This is a genomic window from Micromonospora sp. NPDC049274 (assembly GCF_040678875.1).
Lineage (GTDB): Bacteria > Actinomycetota > Actinomycetes > Mycobacteriales > Micromonosporaceae > Micromonospora.
In genome coordinates, this window is record NZ_JBFAQS010000003.1 from 448,978 (window position 1) to 472,217 (window position 23,240).

27 protein-coding genes and 1 tRNA gene are annotated in these 23,240 nt (G+C 72.5%); 10 read left to right on the forward strand and 18 right to left on the reverse strand.

Annotation, left to right across the window (positions count from 1 at the left end; translation table 11 throughout):
• Nucleotides 1-125: 125 nt before the first annotated feature.
• The 5 genes from AB0K10_RS08485 to AB0K10_RS08505 are packed head-to-tail and all read left to right on the forward strand — an operon-like array spanning nucleotide 126 to nucleotide 4,180.
• Nucleotides 126-677 carry a sigma-70 family RNA polymerase sigma factor gene (locus AB0K10_RS08485; protein ID WP_363681226.1) on the forward strand — a complete coding sequence of 184 codons (552 nt, stop codon included), beginning with the start codon at nucleotides 126-128 and terminating at the stop codon, nucleotides 675-677.
• The gene (locus tag AB0K10_RS08490; protein WP_363681227.1) at nucleotides 674-1,480 is read left to right on the forward strand and encodes a zf-HC2 domain-containing protein; all 807 of its coding nucleotides are present in this window, start codon (nucleotides 674-676) and stop codon (nucleotides 1,478-1,480) included. Before AB0K10_RS08485 ends, AB0K10_RS08490 begins: the two co-directional genes overlap by 4 nt.
• 11 nt (nucleotides 1,481-1,491) lie before the next feature.
• A complete protein-coding gene (locus tag AB0K10_RS08495) occupies nucleotides 1,492-2,292 on the forward strand; it encodes an ATP-binding cassette domain-containing protein (protein ID WP_363681229.1) in 801 nt (266 codons plus the stop codon).
• On the forward strand, nucleotides 2,289-3,611 hold the full coding sequence (locus AB0K10_RS08500; RefSeq protein ID WP_363681231.1) for a hypothetical protein: 1,323 nt from the start codon (nucleotides 2,289-2,291) through the stop codon (nucleotides 3,609-3,611). Before AB0K10_RS08495 ends, AB0K10_RS08500 begins: the two co-directional genes overlap by 4 nt.
• Nucleotides 3,608-4,180 carry a hypothetical protein gene (locus AB0K10_RS08505; RefSeq protein WP_363681233.1) on the forward strand — a complete coding sequence of 191 codons (573 nt, stop codon included), beginning with the start codon at nucleotides 3,608-3,610 and terminating at the stop codon, nucleotides 4,178-4,180. The genes AB0K10_RS08500 and AB0K10_RS08505 overlap by 4 nt, the downstream gene beginning before the upstream one ends.
• Nucleotides 4,181-4,193: 13 nt before the next feature.
• Here the strand turns inward: AB0K10_RS08505 and AB0K10_RS08510 are convergent, their stop codons facing one another.
• On the reverse strand, nucleotides 4,194-5,168 hold the full coding sequence (locus AB0K10_RS08510; protein ID WP_363681235.1) for a hypothetical protein: 975 nt from the start codon (nucleotides 5,166-5,168) through the stop codon (nucleotides 4,194-4,196).
• 267 nt (nucleotides 5,169-5,435) lie between these two features.
• Here AB0K10_RS08510 and AB0K10_RS08515 point away from each other — a divergent pair.
• Nucleotides 5,436-5,510, forward strand: a tRNA-Lys gene (locus AB0K10_RS08515).
• Nucleotides 5,511-5,590: 80 nt separating this feature from the next.
• On the opposite strand, the gene AB0K10_RS08520 is transcribed toward AB0K10_RS08515, so the two are convergent.
• The 3 genes from AB0K10_RS08520 to AB0K10_RS08530 all read right to left on the reverse strand — a co-directional run bounded on the left by AB0K10_RS08520 (nucleotide 5,591) and on the right by AB0K10_RS08530 (nucleotide 8,190).
• Complete coding sequence (locus AB0K10_RS08520; RefSeq protein ID WP_363681237.1) at nucleotides 5,591-6,097, reverse strand: cupin domain-containing protein; 507 nt, start codon at nucleotides 6,095-6,097, stop codon at nucleotides 5,591-5,593.
• A 176-nt stretch (nucleotides 6,098-6,273) separates the two neighbouring features.
• Entirely contained in the window at nucleotides 6,274-7,218 is a 945-nt protein-coding gene (locus AB0K10_RS08525) for an NADP-dependent oxidoreductase (RefSeq protein WP_363681239.1), read from the reverse strand.
• A 117-nt stretch (nucleotides 7,219-7,335) separates the two neighbouring features.
• The gene (locus AB0K10_RS08530) at nucleotides 7,336-8,190 is read right to left on the reverse strand and encodes a helix-turn-helix transcriptional regulator (protein ID WP_363681241.1); all 855 of its coding nucleotides are present in this window, start codon (nucleotides 8,188-8,190) and stop codon (nucleotides 7,336-7,338) included.
• 220 nt (nucleotides 8,191-8,410) lie between these two features.
• Between AB0K10_RS08530 and AB0K10_RS08535 the strand changes: the two genes are divergently transcribed.
• On the forward strand, nucleotides 8,411-9,493 hold the full coding sequence (locus tag AB0K10_RS08535; RefSeq protein ID WP_363681243.1) for an NAD-dependent epimerase/dehydratase family protein: 1,083 nt from the start codon (nucleotides 8,411-8,413) through the stop codon (nucleotides 9,491-9,493).
• 92 nt (nucleotides 9,494-9,585) lie between these two features.
• On the opposite strand, the gene AB0K10_RS08540 is transcribed toward AB0K10_RS08535, so the two are convergent.
• From AB0K10_RS08540 to AB0K10_RS08570, 7 genes are all read right to left on the reverse strand, one after another.
• On the reverse strand, nucleotides 9,586-10,782 hold the full coding sequence (locus AB0K10_RS08540) for a hypothetical protein (protein ID WP_363681439.1): 1,197 nt from the start codon (nucleotides 10,780-10,782) through the stop codon (nucleotides 9,586-9,588).
• A gap of 114 nt (nucleotides 10,783-10,896) precedes the next feature.
• Complete coding sequence (locus tag AB0K10_RS08545) at nucleotides 10,897-11,646, reverse strand: ZIP family zinc transporter (protein ID WP_363681245.1); 750 nt, start codon at nucleotides 11,644-11,646, stop codon at nucleotides 10,897-10,899.
• Between the two features lie 54 nt (nucleotides 11,647-11,700).
• On the reverse strand, nucleotides 11,701-12,891 hold the full coding sequence (locus AB0K10_RS08550; RefSeq protein WP_363681247.1) for a GNAT family N-acetyltransferase: 1,191 nt from the start codon (nucleotides 12,889-12,891) through the stop codon (nucleotides 11,701-11,703).
• A gap of 92 nt (nucleotides 12,892-12,983) precedes the next feature.
• Nucleotides 12,984-13,676: a hypothetical protein gene (locus AB0K10_RS08555; protein WP_363681249.1), complete on the reverse strand. Its 693-nt coding sequence runs from the start codon at nucleotides 13,674-13,676 to the stop codon at nucleotides 12,984-12,986.
• A complete protein-coding gene (locus AB0K10_RS08560) occupies nucleotides 13,673-14,518 on the reverse strand; it encodes an ATP-binding cassette domain-containing protein (protein WP_363681251.1) in 846 nt (281 codons plus the stop codon). Before AB0K10_RS08560 ends, AB0K10_RS08555 begins: the two co-directional genes overlap by 4 nt.
• A complete protein-coding gene (locus tag AB0K10_RS08565; protein ID WP_363681253.1) occupies nucleotides 14,515-14,853 on the reverse strand; it encodes a PadR family transcriptional regulator in 339 nt (112 codons plus the stop codon). Before AB0K10_RS08565 ends, AB0K10_RS08560 begins: the two co-directional genes overlap by 4 nt.
• A gap of 101 nt (nucleotides 14,854-14,954) precedes the next feature.
• Nucleotides 14,955-15,674 (reverse strand): protein phosphatase 2C domain-containing protein, encoded by a 720-nt coding sequence (locus AB0K10_RS08570; RefSeq protein ID WP_363681255.1) that lies wholly within the window; start codon nucleotides 15,672-15,674, stop codon nucleotides 14,955-14,957.
• Between the two features lie 62 nt (nucleotides 15,675-15,736).
• Here AB0K10_RS08570 and AB0K10_RS08575 point away from each other — a divergent pair, with 62 nt between their 5' ends.
• Nucleotides 15,737-16,810 (forward strand): AAA family ATPase, encoded by a 1,074-nt coding sequence (locus tag AB0K10_RS08575; protein ID WP_363681257.1) that lies wholly within the window; start codon nucleotides 15,737-15,739, stop codon nucleotides 16,808-16,810.
• 7 nt (nucleotides 16,811-16,817) lie between these two features.
• On the opposite strand, the gene AB0K10_RS08580 is transcribed toward AB0K10_RS08575, so the two are convergent.
• Nucleotides 16,818-17,378, reverse strand: a complete 561-nt coding sequence (locus tag AB0K10_RS08580; protein WP_363681259.1) for an XRE family transcriptional regulator — start codon at nucleotides 17,376-17,378, stop codon at nucleotides 16,818-16,820.
• Nucleotides 17,379-17,433: 55 nt separating this feature from the next.
• Here AB0K10_RS08580 and AB0K10_RS08585 point away from each other — a divergent pair, with 55 nt between their 5' ends.
• Nucleotides 17,434-18,672: a benzoate/H(+) symporter BenE family transporter gene (locus AB0K10_RS08585; RefSeq protein ID WP_363681261.1), complete on the forward strand. Its 1,239-nt coding sequence runs from the start codon at nucleotides 17,434-17,436 to the stop codon at nucleotides 18,670-18,672.
• On the opposite strand, the gene AB0K10_RS08590 is transcribed toward AB0K10_RS08585, so the two are convergent.
• The 5 genes from AB0K10_RS08590 to AB0K10_RS08610 form a co-directional block, all read right to left on the reverse strand.
• Nucleotides 18,666-19,235 (reverse strand): GNAT family N-acetyltransferase, encoded by a 570-nt coding sequence (locus AB0K10_RS08590; RefSeq protein ID WP_363681263.1) that lies wholly within the window; start codon nucleotides 19,233-19,235, stop codon nucleotides 18,666-18,668. The genes AB0K10_RS08585 and AB0K10_RS08590 overlap by 7 nt on opposite strands.
• Nucleotides 19,236-19,376: 141 nt before the next feature.
• Nucleotides 19,377-19,748 (reverse strand): hypothetical protein, encoded by a 372-nt coding sequence (locus AB0K10_RS08595; RefSeq protein ID WP_363681265.1) that lies wholly within the window; start codon nucleotides 19,746-19,748, stop codon nucleotides 19,377-19,379.
• 114 nt (nucleotides 19,749-19,862) lie between these two features.
• Nucleotides 19,863-20,114 carry a hypothetical protein gene (locus AB0K10_RS08600; RefSeq protein WP_007454456.1) on the reverse strand — a complete coding sequence of 84 codons (252 nt, stop codon included), beginning with the start codon at nucleotides 20,112-20,114 and terminating at the stop codon, nucleotides 19,863-19,865.
• A gap of 81 nt (nucleotides 20,115-20,195) precedes the next feature.
• Nucleotides 20,196-20,657 carry a large conductance mechanosensitive channel protein MscL gene (mscL, locus tag AB0K10_RS08605; protein ID WP_363681267.1) on the reverse strand — a complete coding sequence of 154 codons (462 nt, stop codon included), beginning with the start codon at nucleotides 20,655-20,657 and terminating at the stop codon, nucleotides 20,196-20,198.
• 48 nt (nucleotides 20,658-20,705) lie between these two features.
• Nucleotides 20,706-21,380: an FCD domain-containing protein gene (locus AB0K10_RS08610; RefSeq protein ID WP_363681269.1), complete on the reverse strand. Its 675-nt coding sequence runs from the start codon at nucleotides 21,378-21,380 to the stop codon at nucleotides 20,706-20,708.
• A gap of 176 nt (nucleotides 21,381-21,556) precedes the next feature.
• Between AB0K10_RS08610 and AB0K10_RS08615 the strand changes: the two genes are divergently transcribed.
• On the forward strand, nucleotides 21,557-22,714 hold the full coding sequence (locus tag AB0K10_RS08615; RefSeq protein WP_363681441.1) for an MFS transporter: 1,158 nt from the start codon (nucleotides 21,557-21,559) through the stop codon (nucleotides 22,712-22,714).
• A 13-nt stretch (nucleotides 22,715-22,727) separates the two neighbouring features.
• Here AB0K10_RS08615 and AB0K10_RS08620 read toward each other — a convergent pair whose 3' ends face one another.
• Complete coding sequence (locus tag AB0K10_RS08620; RefSeq protein WP_196920593.1) at nucleotides 22,728-23,084, reverse strand: STAS domain-containing protein; 357 nt, start codon at nucleotides 23,082-23,084, stop codon at nucleotides 22,728-22,730.
• Between the last annotated feature and the right edge of the window lie 156 nt (nucleotides 23,085-23,240).

The following is a 23,240-nucleotide window of genomic DNA, read 5'->3' on the forward strand; positions in this document are numbered from 1 at the left end:
GCACCAGCGGCTCTCCCGGACCGGACCCTCGGCCCGCAGCCATTGCCGCCCGACCGGCCGACAATGGTGACGGCCGTCACACCGGCTCGGGACCCGATCGCGAGGGGGTCGTCGTCTTACCCCATGTGAGACGAAGTCTGGACGCGGCCGACGAGCAGGAACTCGTACGCCGCGTGGCCCGCGGTGACCGGCGGGCCTTCGACGAGCTCTACCGGCGTACCGCGCCCTGGCTGGAGGTGCGGCTGCGGCGTCGGTGCGCCGACCCGGACGTGGTCGCCGACGTCCTCCAGGAGACCTACCTGACCCTCTGGCGGGCGGCCGGCAGCTTCGCCGGCGACCAGGTCAGTGGCAGCGCCGTCGGCTGGTTGTGGACCATCGCCGCGCACCGCCTGGTCGACGCGTTCCGCCGTCGCGCCCGGCAGGCCCGGATGCCGCAGGTGCATCCGGTCGAGACGGTCGCGCCCGCCGCCGAGGACGAGGTGCTTGCCGGCCGGGTCGGGCAGGAACTCGAACAGGCCCTCGCCGTGCTGCCGCCCGAGGTCCGCGCGGTGCTGCGGGCAACGGTCCTCGACGGGTTCACCGTCCGCGAGACGTCCGTGCTGCTGGGCGTACCCGAGAACACCGTCAAGTCCCGGATCCGCCGCGCCCGGATCGTCCTGCGGGAGGCCCTGTCATGACAGTCCATCCCACCCTGAACGAGATCGACCGCTACGCCGACGGCGACCCCGGCCTCGACGAGGCGACCGTCTGGTCCATCGAGGTGCACCTGGAGAGCTGCGCCGACTGCCGCGCCCGCCTGGCCGGCAGTACCACTGCCGAGTCGCGCGCCCTGATCGTCGAGGTCGCGGCAGCCGTCGACAGCGCGATCGCCGCCGGCCCCACCCCACGACCCAGGACCCTCTTCCGTACGCCGGTGCGGCAGCGCTGGTTCGTGGCCGCGCTGCTGCCGTGGGTCGCCATGACCGCCGGCGTGCTCGGCACCGCGACCCTGCTCTCGTACTCCCTGTCCGAGTTGCCGTCGATCGTGTTGCTGCTCGCGCCCCTGGCGCCGCTGCCCGGAGTCGCGGCCGCCTGGAGCAGACGCGGCGACCCGGCCTGGGAGCTTGTCATCGGCACCCCCTCGGCCGGTCTGACGATGCTGCTGCGACGTACCGCAGCGGTGCTCGTCCTCGTGATCCCGGTGCTCGCCGCGTTCGCCGCCCTCGGGCCCGGCCGGGCGAACCCCGCGCTGCTGCTGCTGCCGTGCCTGGCCTTCACCGCCGCGACGCTGCTGCTCGGCTCCCTCGTCGGCGTCCGCCGCGCCGCGATCGGTCTGATGGCGGCCTGGGCCGCCGCCGTGGTCGCGCCCAGCCTCGCCACCGCCGAACTGCCGGTGCTCCTGCGGCCGACGGCCACCGGCGGGTGGGCCATCGTCACTGTGGTGCTGGCCGCCCTGACCGTCCTGCGCGCCAACAGCTTCCGGCGCCTCACCTCGTTCTGAAGGGAACCACCATGCGAGCGGTGAGCACTGCCGAAACGGCCCCCACCATCCACCCCTGGGCCATCCACGCCGAAGCCCTGAAGGTGCGGGCCGGCCGCCACCTGGCCGTCGACGGGCTCGACCTGAGCCTGGGCGCCGGCGTCCACGGCCTGCTGGGGCGCAACGGGGCGGGCAAGACGACGCTGATGCGTGCCCTCGCCACGGTCCTCAAGCCGGCCGGAGGTCGACTCACAGTGCTCGGCAATTCAGTCGACGGTCGCGCCGATCTGCGCCAGGCCCGCCGATCCCTGGGCTACCTGCCGCAGCACTTCGGCTACTACCCGCGGTTCACCGTGCGTGAGTTCGTGTCGTACCTGGCCTGGTTGAAGGAGATGCCGAAGCCCGACATCCCGGCGGCCACGCAGCGCGCGATCGACCGCGTCGGGCTCAGCGCCAAGGCCGACGCCCGCCTCAGGACACTCTCCGGCGGGATGCTGCGTCGGGCTGGCGTCGCCCAGGCCATCGTCAACGACCCGCAGGTGCTGCTGCTGGACGAGCCGACCGTCGGCCTCGACCCCGAACAGCGCCTCGACCTGCGCGAGCTGTTGCGTGACCTGGGCACGGACGCCTGCGTGCTGGTCTCCACCCACCTCGTCGAGGACGTGGTCGCCGCCTGCACCGAGGTCGTGCTGATCAACGAGGGTCGGCTGGTGTGGCAGGGCACACCCACCGCCCTGGCCGCCCAGGGCGACGAACGCCACCCGGGTGACAGCCCCGCCGAACGCGGCTACTCGGCGCTGCTCCGCGGCCACGACGCGGAGGTCGTCCGATGACCGTCCTGGGGATCGAACTGCGGCGCTCCGCCGCGGCCGGCGCGGCCCTGATCGCGTTGGCGGTCGGCGTCGCCGCCCTCTACATCGCACCGGGACGCTGGTCGGCGGGCTGGATGGACCTCGCGCTGGCCACGAAGGAGTACATGGTCCTGCTCTGGCCGATCGCGCTGGCCGCCGGAGCGTGGCAGGGCCGCCGCGAGCACCGGGCCAAGGTCGGCGAACTGTTTGCCACCACACCCCGGTCCCGCGCCCGTCGGATGTTGCCGGTCCTCGTCGCGATGGGGGCCTCGGTCGGGCTCGCCTTCCTGCTCGTGGTCGGCGCGGGCGGCATGCGGATCGCCTCGACGGCCGCGTACTTTCCGCCGGACGTGGTCGCCATCATGCTTGTCGGCGCGCTCTCCCTGGCCGCGGCGGCCTGGCTCGGCCTGGGCCTCGGGCGACTGCTGCCCGCCCTGGTGACCGCCCCCGTGCTCGCCGTGGCAGGTGTGCTGCTGGTCTTCTTCACCGCGATCATGCGGCCGGACTGGATGGGCGCGATCATGTCCCCCGCCTACGGCAGCACCCCGTTCTACCCGTTCCAGACCATCGACCCACGGGTCACCGCCGTACTCGCCATCTTCATGGGCGGGCTCGCGCTGACCGGCGTACTGCTGCTGGTCGCCCGCGGCCCCCGGGCCTTCGCGGCCGCCGCGCTGCCGGTGCTGCTCGGCTTCGGTGCCGCGGCGGCGATCGTCCCCCGCGACGAGGCAGCCCTCGTCGCACCGATCGACCCGGTCGCCCGCGAACTCGTCTGCACCGACGACGCGCCGAAGGTCTGCGTCACCCGGGTCCACGCAAACGTGCTGGACGCGCTGACCCCACTCGCCCGCCAGGGCCTGTCCACCCTTGCCAAGATGCCGCATGCCCCCACGCAGGCGCACGAGGACAGGCGTGCCTACCTCATTGGGGACGTGCCCGGCCTCGACGCCGACATCGTCACGATCGACGTCCGGATCGACGACCACGGCGGCCTGGCCCATCCCGACGCTGTGGTCCCCGAGATGGTGTTCGGCCTGGGCGCCGGGTACGGCGGCCCGGACTGCGAGCGCGACGCGGCTGTCGAACGTGCCGCCGCCTACCACCTGCTCGGCCGCGAGCCGGTCTCCGACGTCGGTGTAATCCCCGGGATGATCGAGGAGGATCCGCAGCTCAACGCCGAGGCGGTCACGCTGTGGCAGGGCCTGCAGAAGCTGCCCGCACCGGAGGCGCTGTCCCGCGTGACGGCGGTACGCGACGCGATCCTGGCCTGCCGGGACACCACCGGACTGCTGTCCCGATGACCCTGCACCTCCGCGCACGACGCGTACCCCTGGCACTCGCCGCGTCCGTCGGCGGCGCAGCCCTGATCTGGGCGCTGTGGCTGACCCTCTCCCCGGAGCGCGACGCCATCCTCCTGCTCGTCGTACTGACGGTCATGCTGATGGTGGCGGTCCTGTCGACCACGCTGGCCGGCCCGGACGAAGACCTGGAACGCACCGCCGCACTGCGCTGGCCATGGCGCCGAGCCGTGCATCTGCTGGCTGCGCTGGCGCTCGTACTCGTCGTGCTGCTCGCCACCCAGCCGACCGGCGCCCGTTTCGGCCCGGCCGCCCTGGTGGTCCGCGACTCCGCCGGCCTGCTGGGACTCACCGCACTGTGCGCGACGGTCGCCGGCGTGACCCGCGCCTGGTTCCTCCCCCTCGGCTGGGCGGTCGTCGCCGCCATGTTCCCGCAGTCGAGCACGTGGGGCGCCCTCGCCACCTGGCCGGGCCAGCCCCACACCAGCCGTCCCGCGGCGGTGGCCGCGGCCGTCCTCGCGGTCACGGGCCTTGTGACGTACGCCTTCCGCGGCCCCGCCCGCCGCGAATGACGCGATCTCCGGATCACGCCGGCGCGGCTTGCCCGGCACGAATCGGCAGGAGGAACGTCGCCGTGGTCAGTGCCGGGGCGCCGAAGCGGAAGTACGCGAAGAAGATCGCGTGCAGCCACGCGGCCGGCCCGCTCAGGCGCAGCGGCTCGCTGTCGGCGAACAGGAGCACCACGCCGTGCGCGTCGAGGTGGTATTCGATGACGCCGGTGTGGTCGAACGACAGCCACCGTCCGAATGAGTAGCACCAGGTCCTGGAGGGGGTCAGCACGACCCGGGTGAGTTCGTGGTCGCGCCACTGTGGACGGGCCAGGCGTTCCGCCCGGGAGCGGGCGCTGCTGTTGCCGATGGCGTTGGCGAGCAGGGCGCCGGTGACAAAGGCCGTTGACCCGAACGCCAACGCGGAGGTCTGCTGGTAGGTGACCGCTGCGCCGTAGTGCCGCGCGTAGTGCAGCCGGGCATCCAGGTAGACCGGCTCCTCGGTGAAAAATCCAGGAGTGGGCACAGCGCCCGGCTGTCCGCCCTGCGCGAGGAATTCGAGGGTACGACGCGCGGCGTCACGACCGTCCGCCCACGAGGTGTCGACGGCCGGGGGCCGGAGCAGCCGGCCGATGCCGTAGCCGACGGCGTAGGTGGCCAGCGCCCACGGAGCGGCGACACCGACGACGGTGACGGTGAGCCAGCGCCGATGGCCGAAGCCGCGCCGACGGCGCCCCTCCGCTATCCCCACACACAACCCGGTGATCGCCGTCGCCGCCACATAGGCGCCGGCGATCAGCACCAGCAGGGTCAGGAGCGCGCTGGTCCCCGAGCACGCGTCCGGAATATTGCCCTCCGGATCGCCCATCGACGATCCGTGCGCCCGCAGGCACCGGTCTGTGGACCGGTACAACCGGTCGACGCCCCACACCAGAGCCGGCGTGCCGAGCGCGGTGGCGATGGCGGTGAAGGTCCAGTGGCGGCTCGTCGGCGGTGGGGGCACGAAGGACATGACGGTTCGTTGCTCCCTCTGTCACCGCACCACTGCGCTCCGACGCGCGATGCTACCGCTCGATCGATACGCCGTGGGGCCCGCAAGCGAGTCGTCGATCCCTGGTCTCCAACAGTGCACCCGATGCGCCGTGACTCCGAGTCAGTGGGCGAGCGGCTGCCGCCCAGAACGGCTCGGGAGTTGCGGCGGGCGTAGATCAGCATCGCTCGTCTGGGCGGGGGCGGACATCAACCCGGGCACAGGAGGTCGGGTAGCCTGAAGCGCAGCGGGCCGTTAGCTCAATGGCAGAGCTGAGGACTTTTAATCCTTAGGTTCTGGGTTCGAGTCCCAGGCGGCCCACCAACGGCATGTGAGCTGGGAGAACGCGGACTTCTCCGGTCGCACCGTGCTCGGACAATGGCGGTCGAGTGTGCCCCGGCTGGTCACAGGAACTCGCTGCGGTAGGTCGAGGCCAGCTCGGCACCGCGGCGGCGGCGTTCGGCGAGTTCGTCCGGTGAGAGCTGCGGCGGCGGGGCGTCCTTGCCCGCGACGACGTCGCCGATCCGGGTGAAGTACTCGTCCTGCCCGGCCGGGGTGCACATGCAGAGCATGTGGGCCGGCGCACCGGAGGTGTTGCGGAAGTTGTGCGGTGCGTTGGCGGGGATGTTGATCGTGGAGCCGGCCCGCACCACGTGCTTCTCGCCGCGGAAGGTGAACTCGATCTCGCCCTCAAGGATCGTGAACATCTCCTCGAAGTCGTGCCGGTGCGGCGGCGGCCCGCCACCGTCGGGGACGCGCATGTCGATCAGGCAGTACGCGCCGTTGGTCTGCTCTCCCGTGATCAACATCCCGTAGGTGTTGCCCACCAGGGAGATGTAGGTCGTGTCGGGGTCGTCGGGGTTCGCCACGGTCAGCGAGCGAGTGGGATCGTCGTCGGGAATCATCGTCATCGTCTCCTGGGGTGTGTGGTCGGTTGGTTCGATCGGCCCGGCGGCGGCGCCGCTCGTCTGATCCTCGTGGAGAGCCCCGCCGCCTCGCGCGCTTTCCCGTGGCTGGCCGGGACTGCTACGGCCGCGGTGATCTCGGGATCAGATACCGGGACATGACTGAACCACCGGTGAACGGGTCAGGCAGTCGGCGGGAGGACGACGGTCTTGCCCGGCAGCTCACCCGCGCCGGCCCGGGCGTGGAGTGCGGGCAGGTCGGCCAGCGCCACCCGCTGGGCAACCTCGACGCGCAACTCGCCGGTGCCGATCCGAGCGGCCAGGTCGGCGAGCTGGTCGGCGTCGCTGCGGACGAACAGGTCGATGCCACGCACATCGCGCGCCTCGTCGGAGGGAGCCGGCATCCAGACCGTGGTGTTGACCAGGGTGCCGCCGTCCCGGACCAGGGTGACCAGCGCGGCCAGCTGTTCCGGGGCGACGGGCGCGAGGTTGAGTACGAGGTCGACCGGCTCGGTCACCGCCGCGGTCACGTCGGTGGTGGTGTGGTCGATCACCTCGTCGGCGCCGGCAGCCTTGGCCCGCTCGGCGCTGCGTGGGCTGGCCGTGGCGATCACGTGGGCGCGGACCTCCTTGGCCAGCTGCACCGCGTATCCGCCGACCGCTCCGCCAGCGCCGTTGATCAGCACCCGCTGGCCGGCGGTCAGCTTGCCGTGGTCGAACAGCGCCTGCCATGCGGTCAGGCCCACCAGCGGGAACGCCGCCGCGTCGGCCAACGGGATGTTCCTGGGTGCCCCCGTCAGGATCTCCGCCGGCGCGATCACATACTCCGCGGCCGCCCCGGTCCCCGTCATCGGCAGGAAGCCGACGACCGGGTCGCCGACCGCGATGTCGTCCACGCCGTCACCGAGCGCGTCGACCGTGCCGGCGACATCGAGACCGGGAGTGTGCGGCAGCTCCACCGGGATGGGGCCCTGCATGTAGCCCGCCCGGATGTTGCCGTCGACGCCGTTGAACGACGTCGCGGCGACGCGGATCCGAACCTGCCCGGCGCCGGGTGTGGGCTGCTCGACGTCCTCGTAGCGGAGAACCTCGGGACCGCCGAACTCGTGGAAACGCACTGCCTTCATTGCTGAACCTGCCTCTGTGAGCGACGTCGATGTACTTCGAACTCGAAGCAGGTGCGACGCAGAGATGCTCCCTGCGGTCCGCTTCGACGTCACTCACCTTCACAGGATCCGGCGCGGTTAGCCTGGGCCGGGCTGGCCCACCTTGATGATGGTCGGTGCCCCGGCGACGCCGACGATCTCCGTGAGACGTGCCGCATCGGCCGAGCCGGGCGCCGCGGTGAGCATGAGAGCCGCCAAGTCGTCGCCCGGAATGGCGAGCAGGCTGCCGACGAGCGTGACGGCGCCGACGTCCGGATGAATGAACGCGGCACTGCTCTCGTAGGCCGCCACCGGCCGCGGCGCACGCCACAGGGTGTCGAAAAGGCGGCTTCGGCTGCGCATCTCGTCCACCAGTGCGGCGAGCGACGCGTCGGCGGGGTAGCGCAACAGCGCGCTCCGCAGGCGGGCGGCGAGGATCGCTTCATGATCGGTTGCGTCATCAGTGGATTGCTTGAAGCCGTCGAACGGGTCGCAGAACGTACGCCACGCGATGTTCCACTCCCAGGGTTGCCCGGTGAGTTGCCAGTGCCCCAACGCCAGGAACGCGCTGTTCACGGCGACGAGATTCATCGCCGCGTCGGAGACGAACATCGGAGTGTCAGTGAACCGCTCCAGCAGCCGCATCGCACCCGGACCGACCTCGTTCGGCACCCGCCCGTCCGCGGCGGCGTACCCGGCCAGCGCGCAGAGCCGCTCGTACTCCGCCCGCCCGACCCGTAACGCGCGGGCGATGGCGTTCACCACCCCGGCCGACGGATGGCTGCGCCCCTGCTCCAACCGGCGCACGTAGTCCGCGGACATCCCCGCCAGCTCGCCGAGCTCCTCCCGCCGCAACCCCTGCACCCGCCGACGACCGATCGGCAGCCCGACAGCCGCGGGCGCCGTGCTCTCCCGCAACTGGCGCACCGCGGCACCGAAATCGTGACGTTCCACAGCCCAATTGTGCCCGGACGGCCCGGACAGCCCGAGGTGGCGGGCTTCTCGGCGTTCAGTGCCCACTCGACCTCGGCCCTCGGCCTTGATCGACTCGGGTACCAGGAAGTCGGGCCGTCCCGCCCCCAGAAATACCCCGACTTCCAGTAAGCCGAGTGGATCAAGAGCGTCCCGCGGCGCGGGGCGGTTGACCGGCTGCTGGGCGGGTACGGGGTCGGGCATGCGGATCGTGGTGGTGGGGGCGAGTGGCAACGTCGGTACGGCGGTGCTGCGGCGGCTGCGCCGGGAGCGGGGCGTCGAGCTGGCCGGGGTGGTCCGGCGGTTGCCCGGTCCGGATGCCGGTACACCGTACGACCAGGTGGAGTGGCACTCCTGCGACATCGGGGCGCCAGGAGCTTCGGTGCAGCTCGCCGAGGTGTTCGCGGGAGCGGACGCGGTGGTGCACCTGGCCTGGCAGATCCAGCCAAGTCACGACCAGCGGGTGCTGCGCCGGACGAACGTCGACGGCAGCCGGGCGGTGTTCGAGGCGGTGGTGCGGGCCGGGGTGCCGGCACTTGTGTACGCCTCGTCGGTCGGCACCTACGCGCCCGGTCCGAAGGACCATCCGATCAGCGAGCGGTGGCCGGCCACCGGGGTCTCCGGCTCGTCGTACAGCGAGCACAAGGCGGAGGTCGAGGCGCTGCTGGACGGGCTGGAGCGGGACCATCCCACGCTGCGGGTGGTGCGACTGCGGCCCGGTCTGATCTTCCAGCGGGACGCGGGCGTGGAGATCACTCGCTATTTCCTCGGCCCGTTGGCGCCGGTGCGGCTGCTGCGCTTCGGCCGGATACCGCTGGTGCCGACGAACCGGCGGCTGCGGATGCAGGCGGTGCACGCCGACGATGTGGCTGACGCGTACGCCCGGGCGGTTCTGGGTGATGCGCGCGGCGCGTTCAATCTCGCCGCGGACCCGGTGCTGAGTCCGGAGCTGGTGGCTCGGCACTTCCACGGCTGGACGGTGCCGGTCGCGGCGCCGGTGCTGCGGGTGGCGGCGGCGCTGACCTGGCGGGCGCGGCTGCAACCGGTGGACGCGGGCTGGGTCGAGTTGGGCCTGAACGCGCCGCTGATGTCCAGCGAGCGGGCGGAGACCGAGCTGGGTTGGGTACCCAAGATCGACGCGTTGACCGCGCTCAAGGAGTTGTTCGCCGGCATGGCCGGTGGCGATCACACGCCCAGCCCGCCGCTCTCCGCGGCGCGCACCCTGCCCGGCCGCCCCGCCGGCCTCCTGCACGCCCACCCGCCGGGCGAGAAGAACCCCTACTGACGCGGTGATCAAGAGGTTCGAATCCGAAAGCACGGCCTCGGTGACCCGAACCTCTTGATCGCCGGCGGCAGGAGGCCTCGGCGGCAGGCGGTTCAGGCCGGCTTGGGGCCGATCACCTCGGGGTTGCGGGCGCCCAGGAAGAAGATGCCGCGGTAGCCGGGGGTCTCGAACTTGCCGCTCGGGTTGCGGCGTAGCGTCGAGTTCTCGATCTTCATCGTCCCGGTGCGGTTGTTGCTGACGAAGAAGATCGCGCCGCCGCCCTCGTTGGCTTTGTTGTTCTCGATGACGGTGCCGGAGATCCGTACGGTGAACTCGTTGCCGTCGCAGTAGATCGCGCCGCCGCTGCCGCCACCGGGCGTGCCGGACTTGGCCGGGTTGGCGCCGCTGCCGATCGCCTCGTTGTTCTTCAGCAGGCTGTTGAGCACCACCCACGACACGCCGATGCTGCTCAGCGCTCCTCCGTTCGAGCAGGAACCGCCGTCGAAGGTGCTGCTCACGACGTACACCGGCTTGTTCTCGTACTGGCTCAGCACCCGCACGGCCGCGCCCCCCAGGTCCGGGCCGGTACGGTCGCAGCGGTTGCGGACGAAGCGCGAGTTGACCACCTTGAGCCGGCCGCCACGGACGAAGATCGCGCCTCCGCCGCCGCCCTCGGCCTTGTCGCCCGTGGAGTTGCCGTCGGCGAAGGTCAGGTTCTGCACGGTGAGCTGCGGGTGGTCCTGGTTCTGGCAGTGCGAGGTGGTCCAGCCCTGGGCCTCGTCGCAGGTGTTCATGTAGAGGATGCGGCGCTGCCCCTGGCCGCTCAGCGTCACCCTGCCGCCGCCGTCGAGCACCACCTTCGGACCGTTGGCGTTGCGCACCTTCGCGGTGGCGGTCATTTTGATCGTCACCGGGGCCGGTCCGCAGTTGAACGTGATGACGCCGCCGGCGGCGACGGCCTTCACCACCGCCGCGGAGGTGCAGCTCGCCGGGGTGCCGCTGCCGATGGTCCGGGTCGGCTTCGACGTGTCCAGCGCGCGCGCCTCGGCCGGCACGCTGGCATGGCCGTTCGGGTTGCCGGCCGCGAGCGCCTTGGCGGCCGGGGCGGTCGGCTTCGGGCTCGCGCTGACCCCGGGGCCACCGAGACCGTCCCGACCCGCCGCGACGACACCCGGGTCACCGCTCGGGAGGGCATCCGGCGTGGCCGACGGGCTGGCCTGTGAGCCGGCCGGCGCCGGATCGGTGGACCCGCAGGCGGGCAGGGTCGCGGTGGCGACACCGAGGACGAGTAGAGCGGCAAGCGACGTCATGCGCACCCCGTGATGCTAGGAGCCGCGACGGGGCGGGGGCGAATCCGCCGTGCCGGCTTAATGCGCCGCTAAGCAACGCCGTGCAGGAAGGACTCGCGGCTGCGGCTGGCGCGTTCAGGCGTGGGACAGCGCGAAGGCCGTCAGGAAGCCGGCGACAGTGATGAGGCCGACCAGCAGGTGGGCGTTCTCGAACGCCTCCGGCACCATCGTGTCGGTGATCATGGCGAGGATCGCGCCGGCGGCCAGCGCCGTGATGGTGGCCAGCACCTCCGGCGGCGCGCCGCCCAGCAGGGTGTTGCCGACCAGCGCGGCCACACCGCTGATCAGCGCGATGCCGGTCCACAGCAGGAAGACGTACCGCCGGCTGCGGCCGGCCTGGCGCATTCCGGCCGCGCTGGACAGCCCCTCCGGAACGTTGCTGAGGAACACCGCCGCCACGGTGACCAGGCTGACCGCGCCGCCGCTGAGCAGGCTGGCGCCGATCACCACCGATTCCGGTACGCCGTCGAGCAGCGCGCCGACGGCGAGCGCCGACCCGGAGCCGGGCTGCTCGTCCTCGGAGGGCTGCTGGTCACCGGACCGCTTGCGGTGCCGTGCACCGTGGCGGGCGAGAGCCACGTTGGCCAGGGTGTAGACGACCGCACCCCCGGTTGCGCCCAGCACGGTGGGCAGCATCCCGCCCTGCTCGTGCGCCTCGGCGATCAGCTCGAACGACACGGCGGAGAGCAGCACCCCCGCCCCGAACGCCATGATCGACGCGATGATCCGCTGGGGCACCCGGGCGTAGAAGCCGACCGCCGCCCCGACCAGCAGGGCCGACCCGGCCAGCAGTCCCCATCCACCCGCCTGCAACCACTCCGGCATTCCGCGGACCGTACCCACGCCAGCCGGGCCGACAAACCCCCGTGTGAGACAGGCTCAGAAGTCGGCGAAGAGGTACGGCACCTGGCGCGGGAAGAGACCGCGCAGCTCGGCGGCGGCGTCCGCCGGCACGTCGCCGAGCCCGCGCAGCGGCAGCTCGACCGGGTCCAGCACTCCGTACGCCACGGCGGACAATCCGGCCGCGCTCAACGTGGCCGTCGGCGCCGGGCCGCTGTCGCCGGCGACCAGTTCCAACGCCCCTGTCGTACCGTCGAGCAGGTGCGTGCCGGCCAGCCACCGGTCCCCGGTCAGCTCGACCCGGACCCGACCCGGCCCGGAGGGCAGGCCGCGCAGCGCGTCCAGCGACAGCAGCCGGGCCATCGGGGCGGACGAGCCCGGTCGACCCGCCCGCGCCTCGACGTGCACGTCCAGGTCGGTCAGCCACAGCTCCGGCAACTCGTCCGGGGGGACCTGGACGGTGACGCGCTCGACCTGGTCGACGTGCCGGGCGAGGAACTGGAGCAGCAGCGTACGGGCGAGGGGGTCGGCGACCAGCAGTTCGTTGCCGATCAGGGTGCCGCCGTGGTCGTCGATCCGGTAGGTGAGAGCGCCGGTGACCTCGCCGGCCACCCGAGCGGTGACCAGCCAGTGCTCGTCCCGGTCACGCAGGCCGGCTGCCCGGTAGTCCGGGAACACCGAGAAGCCGTGCCGGGTCTGGAGGCACCGTTCGGTGAACGCCCGCCACGTGGGATAACCGGCGGCGATCCGCTCCCAGCCCACCTCGCCGGGCAGCTCGGCGCGCACCAGCGACCCGAGGTCGGCCGGGGAGAACGCGACCGTACGCGGCTTGGGTAGCCCGACGTAGCCGAACCGGGCGTAGAAGCTGGGCCGGAACGGGTAGAGCGCGCTGAGCAGGTGCCCCTCGTCGCGCATCTCGTCGAGGAGCTGGTGCAGCAGCGTGCGGACGTGCCCCTGCCGGCGGGCCAGCGGATGGGTGGCCACCCCGGCGACACCGGCCATCGGCAGCACCGCGCCGCGCAGGTTCTGCCGCATGCCGATGGCCGAGGCGGACGCCAGGGTGGTGCCGGCCTCCTCCACGATCAGCGTCCGGTTGCCCTGGTTGTAGGGCAGGTAGTCGCGGAACTCCTCGACCCGGGCGGCACCGAGCGGCGATGCCTCGAAGGCGTACGCGGCCAGCGGGAAGCTCGTGGTGAGACGTTCGTCGGCGGTCACCCGTCGGATGCTCATCCGCCCATCTCAACCTGCCGGGCAGGTCCCAGCAACCGGATTGCTCCGATCCGTGGTGTCACGCGCCGACGTCAGCCGCCCGTCAGCTGTCCTCAGCCGACCGGCAGGTGCCGCAGGTGTCGACGGCGGCGCAGACGGACACTTGCCACGGCGGCCACGCCGAGGGCGAGCAGGGCGGTGACGACGATGCCGTGCAGCACCCCCCGGGCGAGGTAACCGCCGTCGGTGTGGTCCACCGACCAGGTGGCGATCTCCCTGGTCGACCAGAACGGCGTCAGCCTCGCGCCCGACCCGGCCGGGTCGATAAGCATCTGCACAGTCACCACGGTGAGCAGCAGCAGCGTCCCCTCCAGCTCGCGGGGCAGCAGCGCGCCGATCAGCATCCCGAACGGCGCGGCCACCCCGACGGCGCAGAGCAGCGCCGCCGCCAGGCCCTCGTACCGCAGGTCCGCGCCGTCGACCCAGGGGAGCAGGAAGAACGGGACGGAGATGACCAGCCCGACCGTCCACAGGCCGAGCATCCGGCCCAGGTAGAGGTGGTGCGGCCGGTAGCCGGCCAGCCGCAGCCTCGGCTCCAGCTCGCGCGCCGCCGTGGTGGCGAACAGTGCCGCGGTGCTCACGGCCCAGCCCACGCCGAGCAGCAGCGAGCGGACCGACTGCCCGAGGTAGGAGTCCCGCCGGATCAGGTAGAAGGTCAACGGCATCAACAACAACAGCAGGAGTACGCCCCGACGCCGCAGCAGCTCCCGCAGGGTCATCTCGGCGACGGTGACGAGCCGGTTCACGGGCGGCCTCCCTGAACGCCGGGCGCGTGCCACCCGGTCTGCTGTGCCGGGGTCAGGTCGAGCACGGTGTCCACCCGGTCGAGTTGGTTGAGCAGGTGGGTCACGACGACGATCGCGGTGCCCGCGTCGCGCAGTCGGCCGAGCTGGTCCCAGAAGTTGAGGTAAGTGCCCTGGTCGAAGCCCTGATACGGCTCGTCGAGCAGCAGCACGTCCGGGTTGCTGAGCGCGGACATCGTCAGATTGAGTTTCTGGCGGGTACCGCCGGAGAGGTGTCGGGCCTGTGTGGCCCCGCCCGCCTCCCAACCGAGCTGTCGGGCCGCCGCCCGGCCGGCGCGGCGGGCCGGCCCTCGGGCGACCCCCTGGCCGGCGCCGACCAGGACGAAGTGCTCGTCGGGGAGCAGGAAGTCGGCGGTGCCGCCGGACTGCGGGCAGTAGCCGAGCCGCCCGGAGACGGCCACCTCGCCGGCGTCCGGTGAGATCAACCCGGCGCAGATCCGCAGGAAGGTGCTCTTGCCGCAGCCGTTCGCGCCCACGACGGCGGCGATCTGTCCGGCCCGGACGGTGAGCGTGGCGTCGCGCAGGACGGTCTGTCGGCCGTACCGCTTGGTGATGCCTTGCGCGTGCAGCCGGACCGGTCCGGGGCGTGGCCCGGGTGCGGTGCCGATGCTCTCGACGATCGCGCCCGCGTACTGCTGGGGTGGGCCGAAGACGACCCAGGGGTCGCCGCCTCCCTCGCGCAGGTGTGTGGCGGCCTCGGCAACCACGTGCCGGGCGGCGTCCGCCGCGACCCGGCGCTGGTGCAGTTCGGCGGTGAGCGCGCGTAGCCAGTCGTCGGAGTTCACCGGGCGACCCCCTTCGTGACGATGTCGTTCACCGGCCGGACGAAGGTGAGCCAGGCGCTGCCGCCCTGGCGCAGCGCGGCGTGCCCGTCGTCGGTGAGCCGGTAGTACTTGCGGGCCGGGCCGGCGGTGCCCTCCCGCCACTGCGCGGTCACCAGCCCAATCTTCTGCAGGCGCAGCAGCACGGGATAGAGCGTGCCGCCCTGGATCGGCCCGACACCCGCCGCGTCGAGCGCCTGGGCGAGCTGGTAGCCGTAGGACTCGCGTTCGGCCAGCAGGGCCAGTACGCAGATGTCGAGCACCCCCCGCAGCCACTGCCCGCGCCGGTCGGATTCCACTCGCGGGACACTAGCGGCGCAAGCTAGGTAGCACAACTACCTAGTAGTGCCGACGATGACCGCACAGCCGGTCCCACGGACCGCCGAGCAGGCCGCAGGGGTCAGCGGGTCGTGACGTCGGAGACGACTACCGTCACGTTGTCCGGTGCGCCGGCGTGGTGGGCGAGCTTCACCAACTGCTCGCCACACTGCTGACGGTCGGCGTACATGCCAAGGGTCGTCGCGATGGCCTCGTCCTCGACGTAGTCGGAGAGCCCGTCGCTGCACAGCAGCAGCCGGTCGCCGGGGGCCACGGTGAGGACGCCGACGGCCGGCGGGGTGTCGGCGCCCTGCACGGCCCGGGTCACCAGGGACCGCTGCGGGTGGTACCGGGCCTGCTCCGGGGAGAGCGTGCCCTGGTCGACAAGCGCCTGGACGAACGTGTCGTCCCGGGTGAGCTGGGTCAGCTCCCGGTCGCGCAGCAGGTAGCAGCGAGAGTCGCCGACCTGCGCGAGCACCAGCGTCTCCCCGGCCAGCAGCGCGGCGGTGAGCGTGGTGCCCATCCCCTCGCGGGCCGGGTCGACGGTGATCGCGGCGTGGATGCGCTGGTTGGCGGTGCTGACCACGGCACGGAGCGCGTCGGCGGCGCCGTCCGGGTCGGTGGGCGGAGCCAGCTCGTCCAGGATCCGGATCACGATCTCGCTCGCCACCTCGCCCGCGGGCAGCCCGCCCATGCCGTCGGCGACGGCGATCAGGCGGTCACCGGCGAGGGCGGAGTCCTCGTTGTTGGTGCGGACCAGGCCGATGTCGTTGAGGATGACCGAGCGGAGGATCAGCGTCATGGTGCCAGCTTGCCAAGAACACCCTGCCTCCGTCTCTACGCACTACTGCGTAGGGTTGAGAAATGATGCCGGTGTCCATGGTCGGACGCGCCGGCGAGCTCGCCGAGCTCGACCGGGCGTGGTCCGCCGTGGCGGCCGCCCGCCGCTCGGCACCCGCCGTCGCGGTGGTCACCGGGGCGGCGGGAGTGGGCAAGAGTCTGCTGGTCGCGGCCGCTGTGGACGCCTTCACGCCGCGTCCCGCGCTGGTCCTCTCCGGCGCGGCCCGAGTGCACGGCCCGGCCCCGTACGACTGGCTGGCGGCGGTGCTCACCGGCCGGGACACCAGCCGGCTCGGCCTGCCGTCGGACGCGCTGGCCTGGTTGGCCCAGCAGCCCACCGCGCCCCGCGAGCGGTACGCCCCGGGCACCCTGCTCCGCCTCGCCGTACGGACCGTCCAGTTGTTGGTCGGCGCCGGTCCGGCGGTGCTGGTCGTGGACGACCTGCACGCGCTCGACCCGGCCAGCGTCAACCTGATCGGCGAACTGGCCACCGTCGCCGACCTGCCAGCCCTGCTCGTGGTGGCCAGTCGACCGCCGACCGACGCGGTGGCGCCGGACCTCACCCGCCGCGCGCTGGCCCGCCTCAGTGGCGTCCGCGGCGCCGTCCGCCAACACCTTGGTCCGCTGCGTCCGGCCGAGGTCGCGGAGGTGCTGACCCAGGTGTACGCGGACACCACCCCGTCCGACCGGCTGGTCACCTCCCTCTGGCGGTGCACCGGCGGCAACCCGTACGCGTTGACCGAAATGCTTGCCGCACACGCCAACGAGGGGCCGGAGGCGTTGCTGCGACGACTGCCCGGCCCGCGTCAACCGCGTCAACCAACCGCACCGACCGCACCGACCGTTCCGGCGGCGGCGGCCGATCCGGTCGTCGACGTGCCGCTCGACCCCGAGCTGACCGCCCGCGAGGTCGAGGTGCTGGGCTGCCTGGTCGCCGGGATGTCCAACAAGCAGGTGGCGAAGGCGCTCGGCATCTCGGTGCGTACGGTCACCGTGCACGTGTCGAACCTGCTGCGCAAGACCGGCTCGGTGTCGCGTACCGAGGTGGCGCTCTGGGCGGTCCGGCACCGGCTGCCGGTGCCCGCCCCGGTGGACTGAGGGCGGCTCAGCGGCGCGGATAGCGCATCAGCAGGGTCGCGGCGACCTCGTCGTCGCCCACCGCAGCGTAGCTGTGCGGCACGTCGGAGACCCAGCGGAGGTGACCGCCGGCCGGGGCGGTCAGCGGCGCGTCGGCCGGGCCGGCCCGCAGCACGCCGGCGAAGACGGTGACGTGTTCGGTGACGCCCGGCTGATGGGCGGGGGAGACCTGCACGATGCCGGGCGCGACGCGCATCCGGTACAGCTCGTAGGTCGCGTCGGTGTCGTCGAACACCTCCAGCAGGGTGGCGGTGACCGCGGTGCCGTGCACGGTGGGCTCGGCCGCCGGTTCGGCAAGCAGGGCGGTGAACGGCACGCCGAGCTGCGCGGTGACTGCCCAGAGCGTCTCCAGGGTGGGGTTGCGGGTGCCGTTCTCCAGGCCGGAGAGGGTGGCCTTTCCGACGCCGGCGAGCCGCGCCAACGTGGACAGCGAGATGCCCCGCTCCTCCCGCAGGGCACGGACCCGCCGGCCGACGACGGCGGGATCCACGTCGAGGCCCGGACGACGGGCTGGTGGTGGGTGCGGCACCCGGCTATCGTGCTACACGCTGTCGTTCCGTAAACGGAACACTTGGGAGGTCGGGATGGCGGGACGCGCGCAACCGGTGCTGGCCGGCGTCGTGACCGCGCTTGTCGGCTTCGCCAGCTCGTTCACGGTCGTGCTGGCCGGGCTCCGCGCGGCGGGCGCGTCGGACGCGCAGGCGGCCTCCGGCCTGCTGGCCCTCTGTGTGGCGTGCGGGCTCGCCGCCGCCTGGCTGGGCTGGCGGCACCGGATCCCGATGAGCGTGGCCTGGTCGACGCCCGGCGCGGCGCTGCTGGTCGCGACCGGGCCGCCGACGGGCGGTTGGCCTGTCGCGGTGGGTGCCTTCCTCGTCTCCGGGGCGCTGATCGTCGCGGCCGGGCTCTTCCCACCGCTGGGCCGGGCGGTGGCCGCGATCCCCAAACCGGTGGCCGGCGCGATGCTCGCCGGTGTGCTGCTGCCCCTGTGCACCGCCCCGGTCCGCGCGCTCGTCGAGCTGCCCAGGGTGGCCGGCCCGGTGGTGGTCGGCTGGCTGCTGCTGCACCGGTTCGCCCGCCGCTGGGCGGTGCCCGGCGCGCTGCTGGTGGCGGTGGTGGCGATCGCGCTGACCGCCCCGCCGGCCGGGCTGGACGGTGCCACGCTGATCCCGTCGGTCACCCTGACGACGCCCGCCTGGAACGCGTCCGCGCTGGTCGGGCTCGCCCTCCCGCTGTTCCTGGTCACGATGGCGGCGCAGAACGTACCAGGCATGGCGGTGCTGGTCGGCTACGGCTACCGGCCGCCGTTCGGGGCGGCGCTGCGGGCCACCGGCCTGGCCAGCCTGCTGGCTGCCCCGGCCGGCGGGCACGCCGTGAACCTCGCGGCGATCACCGCCGCGCTGGCCGCCGGCCCCGACGCACACCCGGACCCGGAGCGCCGATGGGTCGCCTCGGTCACCGCCGGCGTTGGACTGGCCCTGCTCGGGCTGGGTGCCGGCGTGGCCACCGCGCTGGTAGCGGTCGCGCCGCCGATCCTCATCGAGGCGGTCGCCGGTCTGGCCCTGCTGGGTGCGCTCGCCACCGCGCTCGCCGCGGCGGTGACTGACCCGGCGACCAGGGAGGCCGCCGTGGTCACCTTCGTGGTGACCGCCTCCGGGGTGACGCTGGTCGGCGTCGGCGGCGCGTTCTGGGGACTGGTGGCCGGCTGCGCGATGCTGCTGCTCTTTCACCAGCGCCGACCCGCGCCGCCCGCCGCGCCGGAGAGATCCACACCAGATCAAGGAAATCGCGGTGTCCCCGCCGACCAGACACCGCAACATCACTGATCCCGTGTCGATCTCCGCTGTTCGCTTCCCGCGACTCGGGCCAGCACCATGGCGTCCGCCCGACGAGTCGGGAAGGCCAGGAAGCTCCTCAACACGCCCTCCTCGACGAAGTCGGCCGCCGCGAGTACCCGCCGGGACGCCAGGTTGTCCGGCTCGACCCACGCCTCCACCCGGGCCAGGCCGGCGGTCTCCAGCGCCCACTCCGTGAGCAGCCGCGCCGCCCTGCTGGCCAAGCCCCGTCCCCGTCCGATTGGGGTCAGCCAGTAGCCAAGACCGGCCACACCCGACTGGGGCCGCAGCAGCAAGGTGACCGAACCGACCGCGACGTCCGTGTCCGCGTCGGCGATCGCCAGCGAGAGCCCAGCAGCGTCGGTGGTCCGACTCCACTGCCGGCGTACGAACGCACGGCCGGCCTCCTCGGTGAACCGAACCGGCACGGTGGTGGCTTCGGTGATCCGCCGATCCGCCGCGGCCTGCCGCACGCAGTCGAGGTCGGCCATCCCCCACGCCCGGAGCCGGACAACGCCGTCGGTCAGTTCCGGCTGCGGTGGCACCAGGGACATCCCGCGACGGTACGCGTCTCTCGTCTGGGCGCGTCTTCCCGCCTTGATCCACTCGCGTTCAAGGAAGGCGGGGGGTCCGGTCCGCTGGGATACCGCGGCTTCCTTGAACCCGAGTTGATCAGGGCGACGGGACCGACCGGGCTACTCCTCGGGCGGCAGATCGGCCACGCCCACGGCCAGGAGGACCCGGCCGTCGGCAACGGACCCGATCCGGTCGGCCGGTACGTAGACCGCGCCGGTGGAGGTCAGATCGGTGGACACCTTCAGGTAGCCGGTGTGCAGCAGCCGCGCCGCCAGGTCGGCCGGCACGTCCGGCTCCTCGACCGCCGTCGCCTCGATCAACTCGTCCAGGCTGCTGCCCGGGTCGGCGCTCGGCGTCTGCACGGTCACCGCGTTGGGGTCGCCCCGCTGGACGAGATCCACGGTCCCGACGGTGGTGCCGGCTGAGTCGATCACCGGCATCCCCGTGGTGATCCGCGAGATGGTCGCCTGCTGCTCGTCCTGCTGGTCCATCTCTCAGCGGTTCCCGGGGCGGCACGCCACTAAACGCCGTCACCGCCCCGCCGGGCTGAGCCAGCACCGCCGGCCCATTCGCCGCCCGCCGGCCCGTCTGCCCTGCCGGCCCGCTCAGTTGTTCGGGAGGGTCCAGCTGCCCGGTGGGCGCGGGGACAGTTCCCGCCAGGTGTCCGTGCCGTCGAGAAGCGCCCGGACCGTCTCTTCAGCCTCGTCCGCACTGCCGTACTCGTAGAACCGGGAAATGCCCTCGGCGCCGCCGGCCCGCTGCTCGACGTGCCACCGATCGGCATCGACCCGCAGGAAGACGTCCCGCCGGGCCAGCCGCCCCCACTTTCCGTTCCACCAGTGCTTGCGCTGCTCCATGGCGGGACTCTATCGAACACACGTACGAGAAGGTGCGGCCCCTGCGGGATTCCCGCAGGGGCCGATGTGCATCCGTTCGGGTCAGCGCTGCATCGGCGGGTCGGTGCGGCGACCCAGCACGTCGTCAAGCGCTCCACGCTGCTGGCCGGGGGTGGTGTGGCCGGCGGAGACGAGCGCGTCTCGGATCTCGGTGAGCAGCTTGACCTCCTCGCTCGGCGCCGCAGGCGGCGGCTCCTCGCCCCGCTGCCGGCGCTCGGCCAGCTTGTTCATCGGGAACACCACGAAGAAGTAGAGCACCGCCGCGGTGAGCAGGAAGGTGATCAGGGCGTTGATGAAAGCCGCCCAGTCCACGTAGTTACCCTCGGTGAGCTTCCACCTCCCGGCCGACAGGCCGGTGCCCCCGCCGACCGCCTTGATCAGTGGTTCGAGGAACGACTTGGTGAGCTGGGTGACCACGCCCGTGAACGCGGCGCCGATCACGATGCCGACCGCCAGGTCGACCACGTTGCCGCGCATGATGAAATCTTTGAAGCCCTTGAGCATCCGTACTCCCGAGGTGTCCGTTTTTCCGTCGCGGACAACCTATGCCCCTCAGGCGGCCTCCAGAAAAGCGCCGGCTTCGATCGCCGCCCGACTCGGATCACCGGCCCGGATCGCCTCGACCAGTCGGGTGTGGTCGACGTAGCGCTCGGGCGTGAGCGCGCTGCCCATCGCCTGGGCGACGGTGCTGCGCAGGGCGGTGCCGACCGAGGCGTACAGCTCGGCGAGCATGGTGTTGTGCGCGGCGGCGACCACCGCGACGTGCAGCGCCGCGTCGGCCTCGACGAACGCGTCGACCCGGCCGCCGCGCCAGGCCGCCTCACGGTCGGCGAGCGCACCGTCGAGCGCCGCCAGGTCGGCAGGTGTACGCCGCAGCGCGGCGAGCCGGGCGGCCTCCACCTCGAAGGCGCGCCGCACCTCGATGACCTCGGTCATCCGGTCGTCGCCCAGTCGGCGGGCCACCACCGGCGCCAGCTCGTCGGTGGACACCACGTACGTGCCGGAGCCCTGCCGGCACTCCAGCACCCCGGCGTGCACGAGAGCGCGGACGGCCTCGCGGACCGTGTTGCGCCCGACGCCGAGCGCGGCGACCAGTTGCGGCTCGGTGGGGATTCGCCCGCCGACCGGCCACTCGCCGCCCAGGATCCGGGCCCGGAGCTGCTCGATCGTCTGCCGGACGCGATGGCCGCGGGGCGGCACGGCGGGGGAATCGACCGACGGTGGCACTGGTTACATCACCGGCCCGAAATTCATCCCATGATTGTAGGTTAGAGACCATGACCCCGCCACCCGTCGCCGCTCCGGCCCCGCCCGCTCCCGCCGCCGTCGACACCCGCCCGACGCGCGGCCCCGCGGCCCGGCGGACGCACCCGGCGACCGGTGGCGCACTGGTGCTTGTCGGAATGCTGCTGGTCGCGCTCAACCTGCGGACCGCCGTCACCAGCCTCGGCGCCCTGCTCGACGAGATCCGTGACGGACTGGGCCTCTCCGGCACCATGGCCGGTCTGGTCACCACCCTGCCGACAATCGCGTTCGCGGGTCTCGGCGCGCTCACCCCGTGGCTGGTCCGCCGGGTCGCGCCGGCCCGGGTGCTGGTGGTCGCCATGATCGTCCTGGCTGCCGGCCAGGTGCTCCGGGCGGCCACCGACTCGGCCTGGATCTTCGTGCTCACCAGCGCGCTGGCCCTGGCCGGCATCGCCGTCGCCAACATCCTGCTGCCGATGCTTGTCAAGCAGCACTTCGGCCACCGGACCGGGCTGGTCACCGGGGCGTACACCATGGCGTTGACCCTGGGCACGACGGTGGCCGCGGCCAGCGCGGTGCCGATCGCGCACGCCTTCGGCTCCTGGCGGGCCGGGCTGGGCGTCTGGGCGGGGCTGGCGGCGGTGGCCGTACTCCCGTGGATTCCGCTGGCGCTGCGGACGCGGACGCGGGCGGGCGCGCGGCGCGCGACCCCGACGGCGGCCGTCGCCGCGCCGACGCGGGTCCGGCCGGCGCGGACCCGGCTGGGCTGGGCCATGGCGGTCTACTTCGGGGCGCAGTCGCTCAGCGGGTACGCGATCATGGGCTGGTTGGCCCAGCTCTTCCGTGACGCCGGCTACCGGCCGGAGGCGGCCGGGCTGCTGCTCGCCGGAGTGACAGCGCTAGGCGTGCCGATCGCACTGCTGATGCCCACCCTCGCCGCCCGGCTCGCCACCCTGCGTCCGCTGGTGCTCGGCCTGACCACCGCATCGGCGCTGGCCTACCTGGGGCTGGCGTTCGCTCCGCACGGCGCCGCGCTGCTCTGGGTGGCCCTGCTGGCGCTCGGACAGGGCGCGTTCCCGCTGATCCTCACCACCATCGGTCTGCGGGCGCGCACCGCCGAGGGAACCGTCGCGCTCTCCGCGTTCGCGCAGAGCACCGGGTACGTGATCGCCGCGCTCGGCCCGCTGATGGTCGGCATCCTCTACGAGGTCACCGGAGGCTGGACGGCGCCGATCGGGTTCCTGCTGGCCGCACTGGTCGTGCAGACGGCCGCGGGCATGGCGATCGCCCGTCCCCGCTACGTCGAGGACGAGTAGGGCCCGACAGCGGTCAGGAGGACGCCGGGGTCGATTCGCCCGCGACTGCCTCATCCACCGTCGGATAGGTGTGCAGCACCTCGACGAGCCCGCTCACCTCGAGGATGCGCAGCACCCCGCGCTGCGGAGCGGCCAGCCGCACCACACCGCCGGCCTCGTCACAGCTGTTCTTGGCGCGAACGAACACCGACAGCCCGGTCGAGTCGCAGAACGAGACGTCCGCCAGGTCGAACACCAGCCGGTTACGGCCCTTGTCGAGCAGGTCGGTGATCTGGTCCTGCAACTGCGGTGCGGTTGCCATGTCCAGCTCGCCCGCGACCGACACGACGACCACGTCGCCGCGTTGTTCCGTGTGCACCGTCAGGGACATTCGCCAGACCTCCTGTTATCGGGGGAACGGTATCCCACGACCGTCCTCCCACGCAGAACGGGAGCCGGCATCCGGTGGCCATCGTCATTCCGTTGCTACGGAGCAAGTAGTTGCGCAGTTCCCGGTGATAGAGTCCGGCCGGTCCAGGTCGAGGGG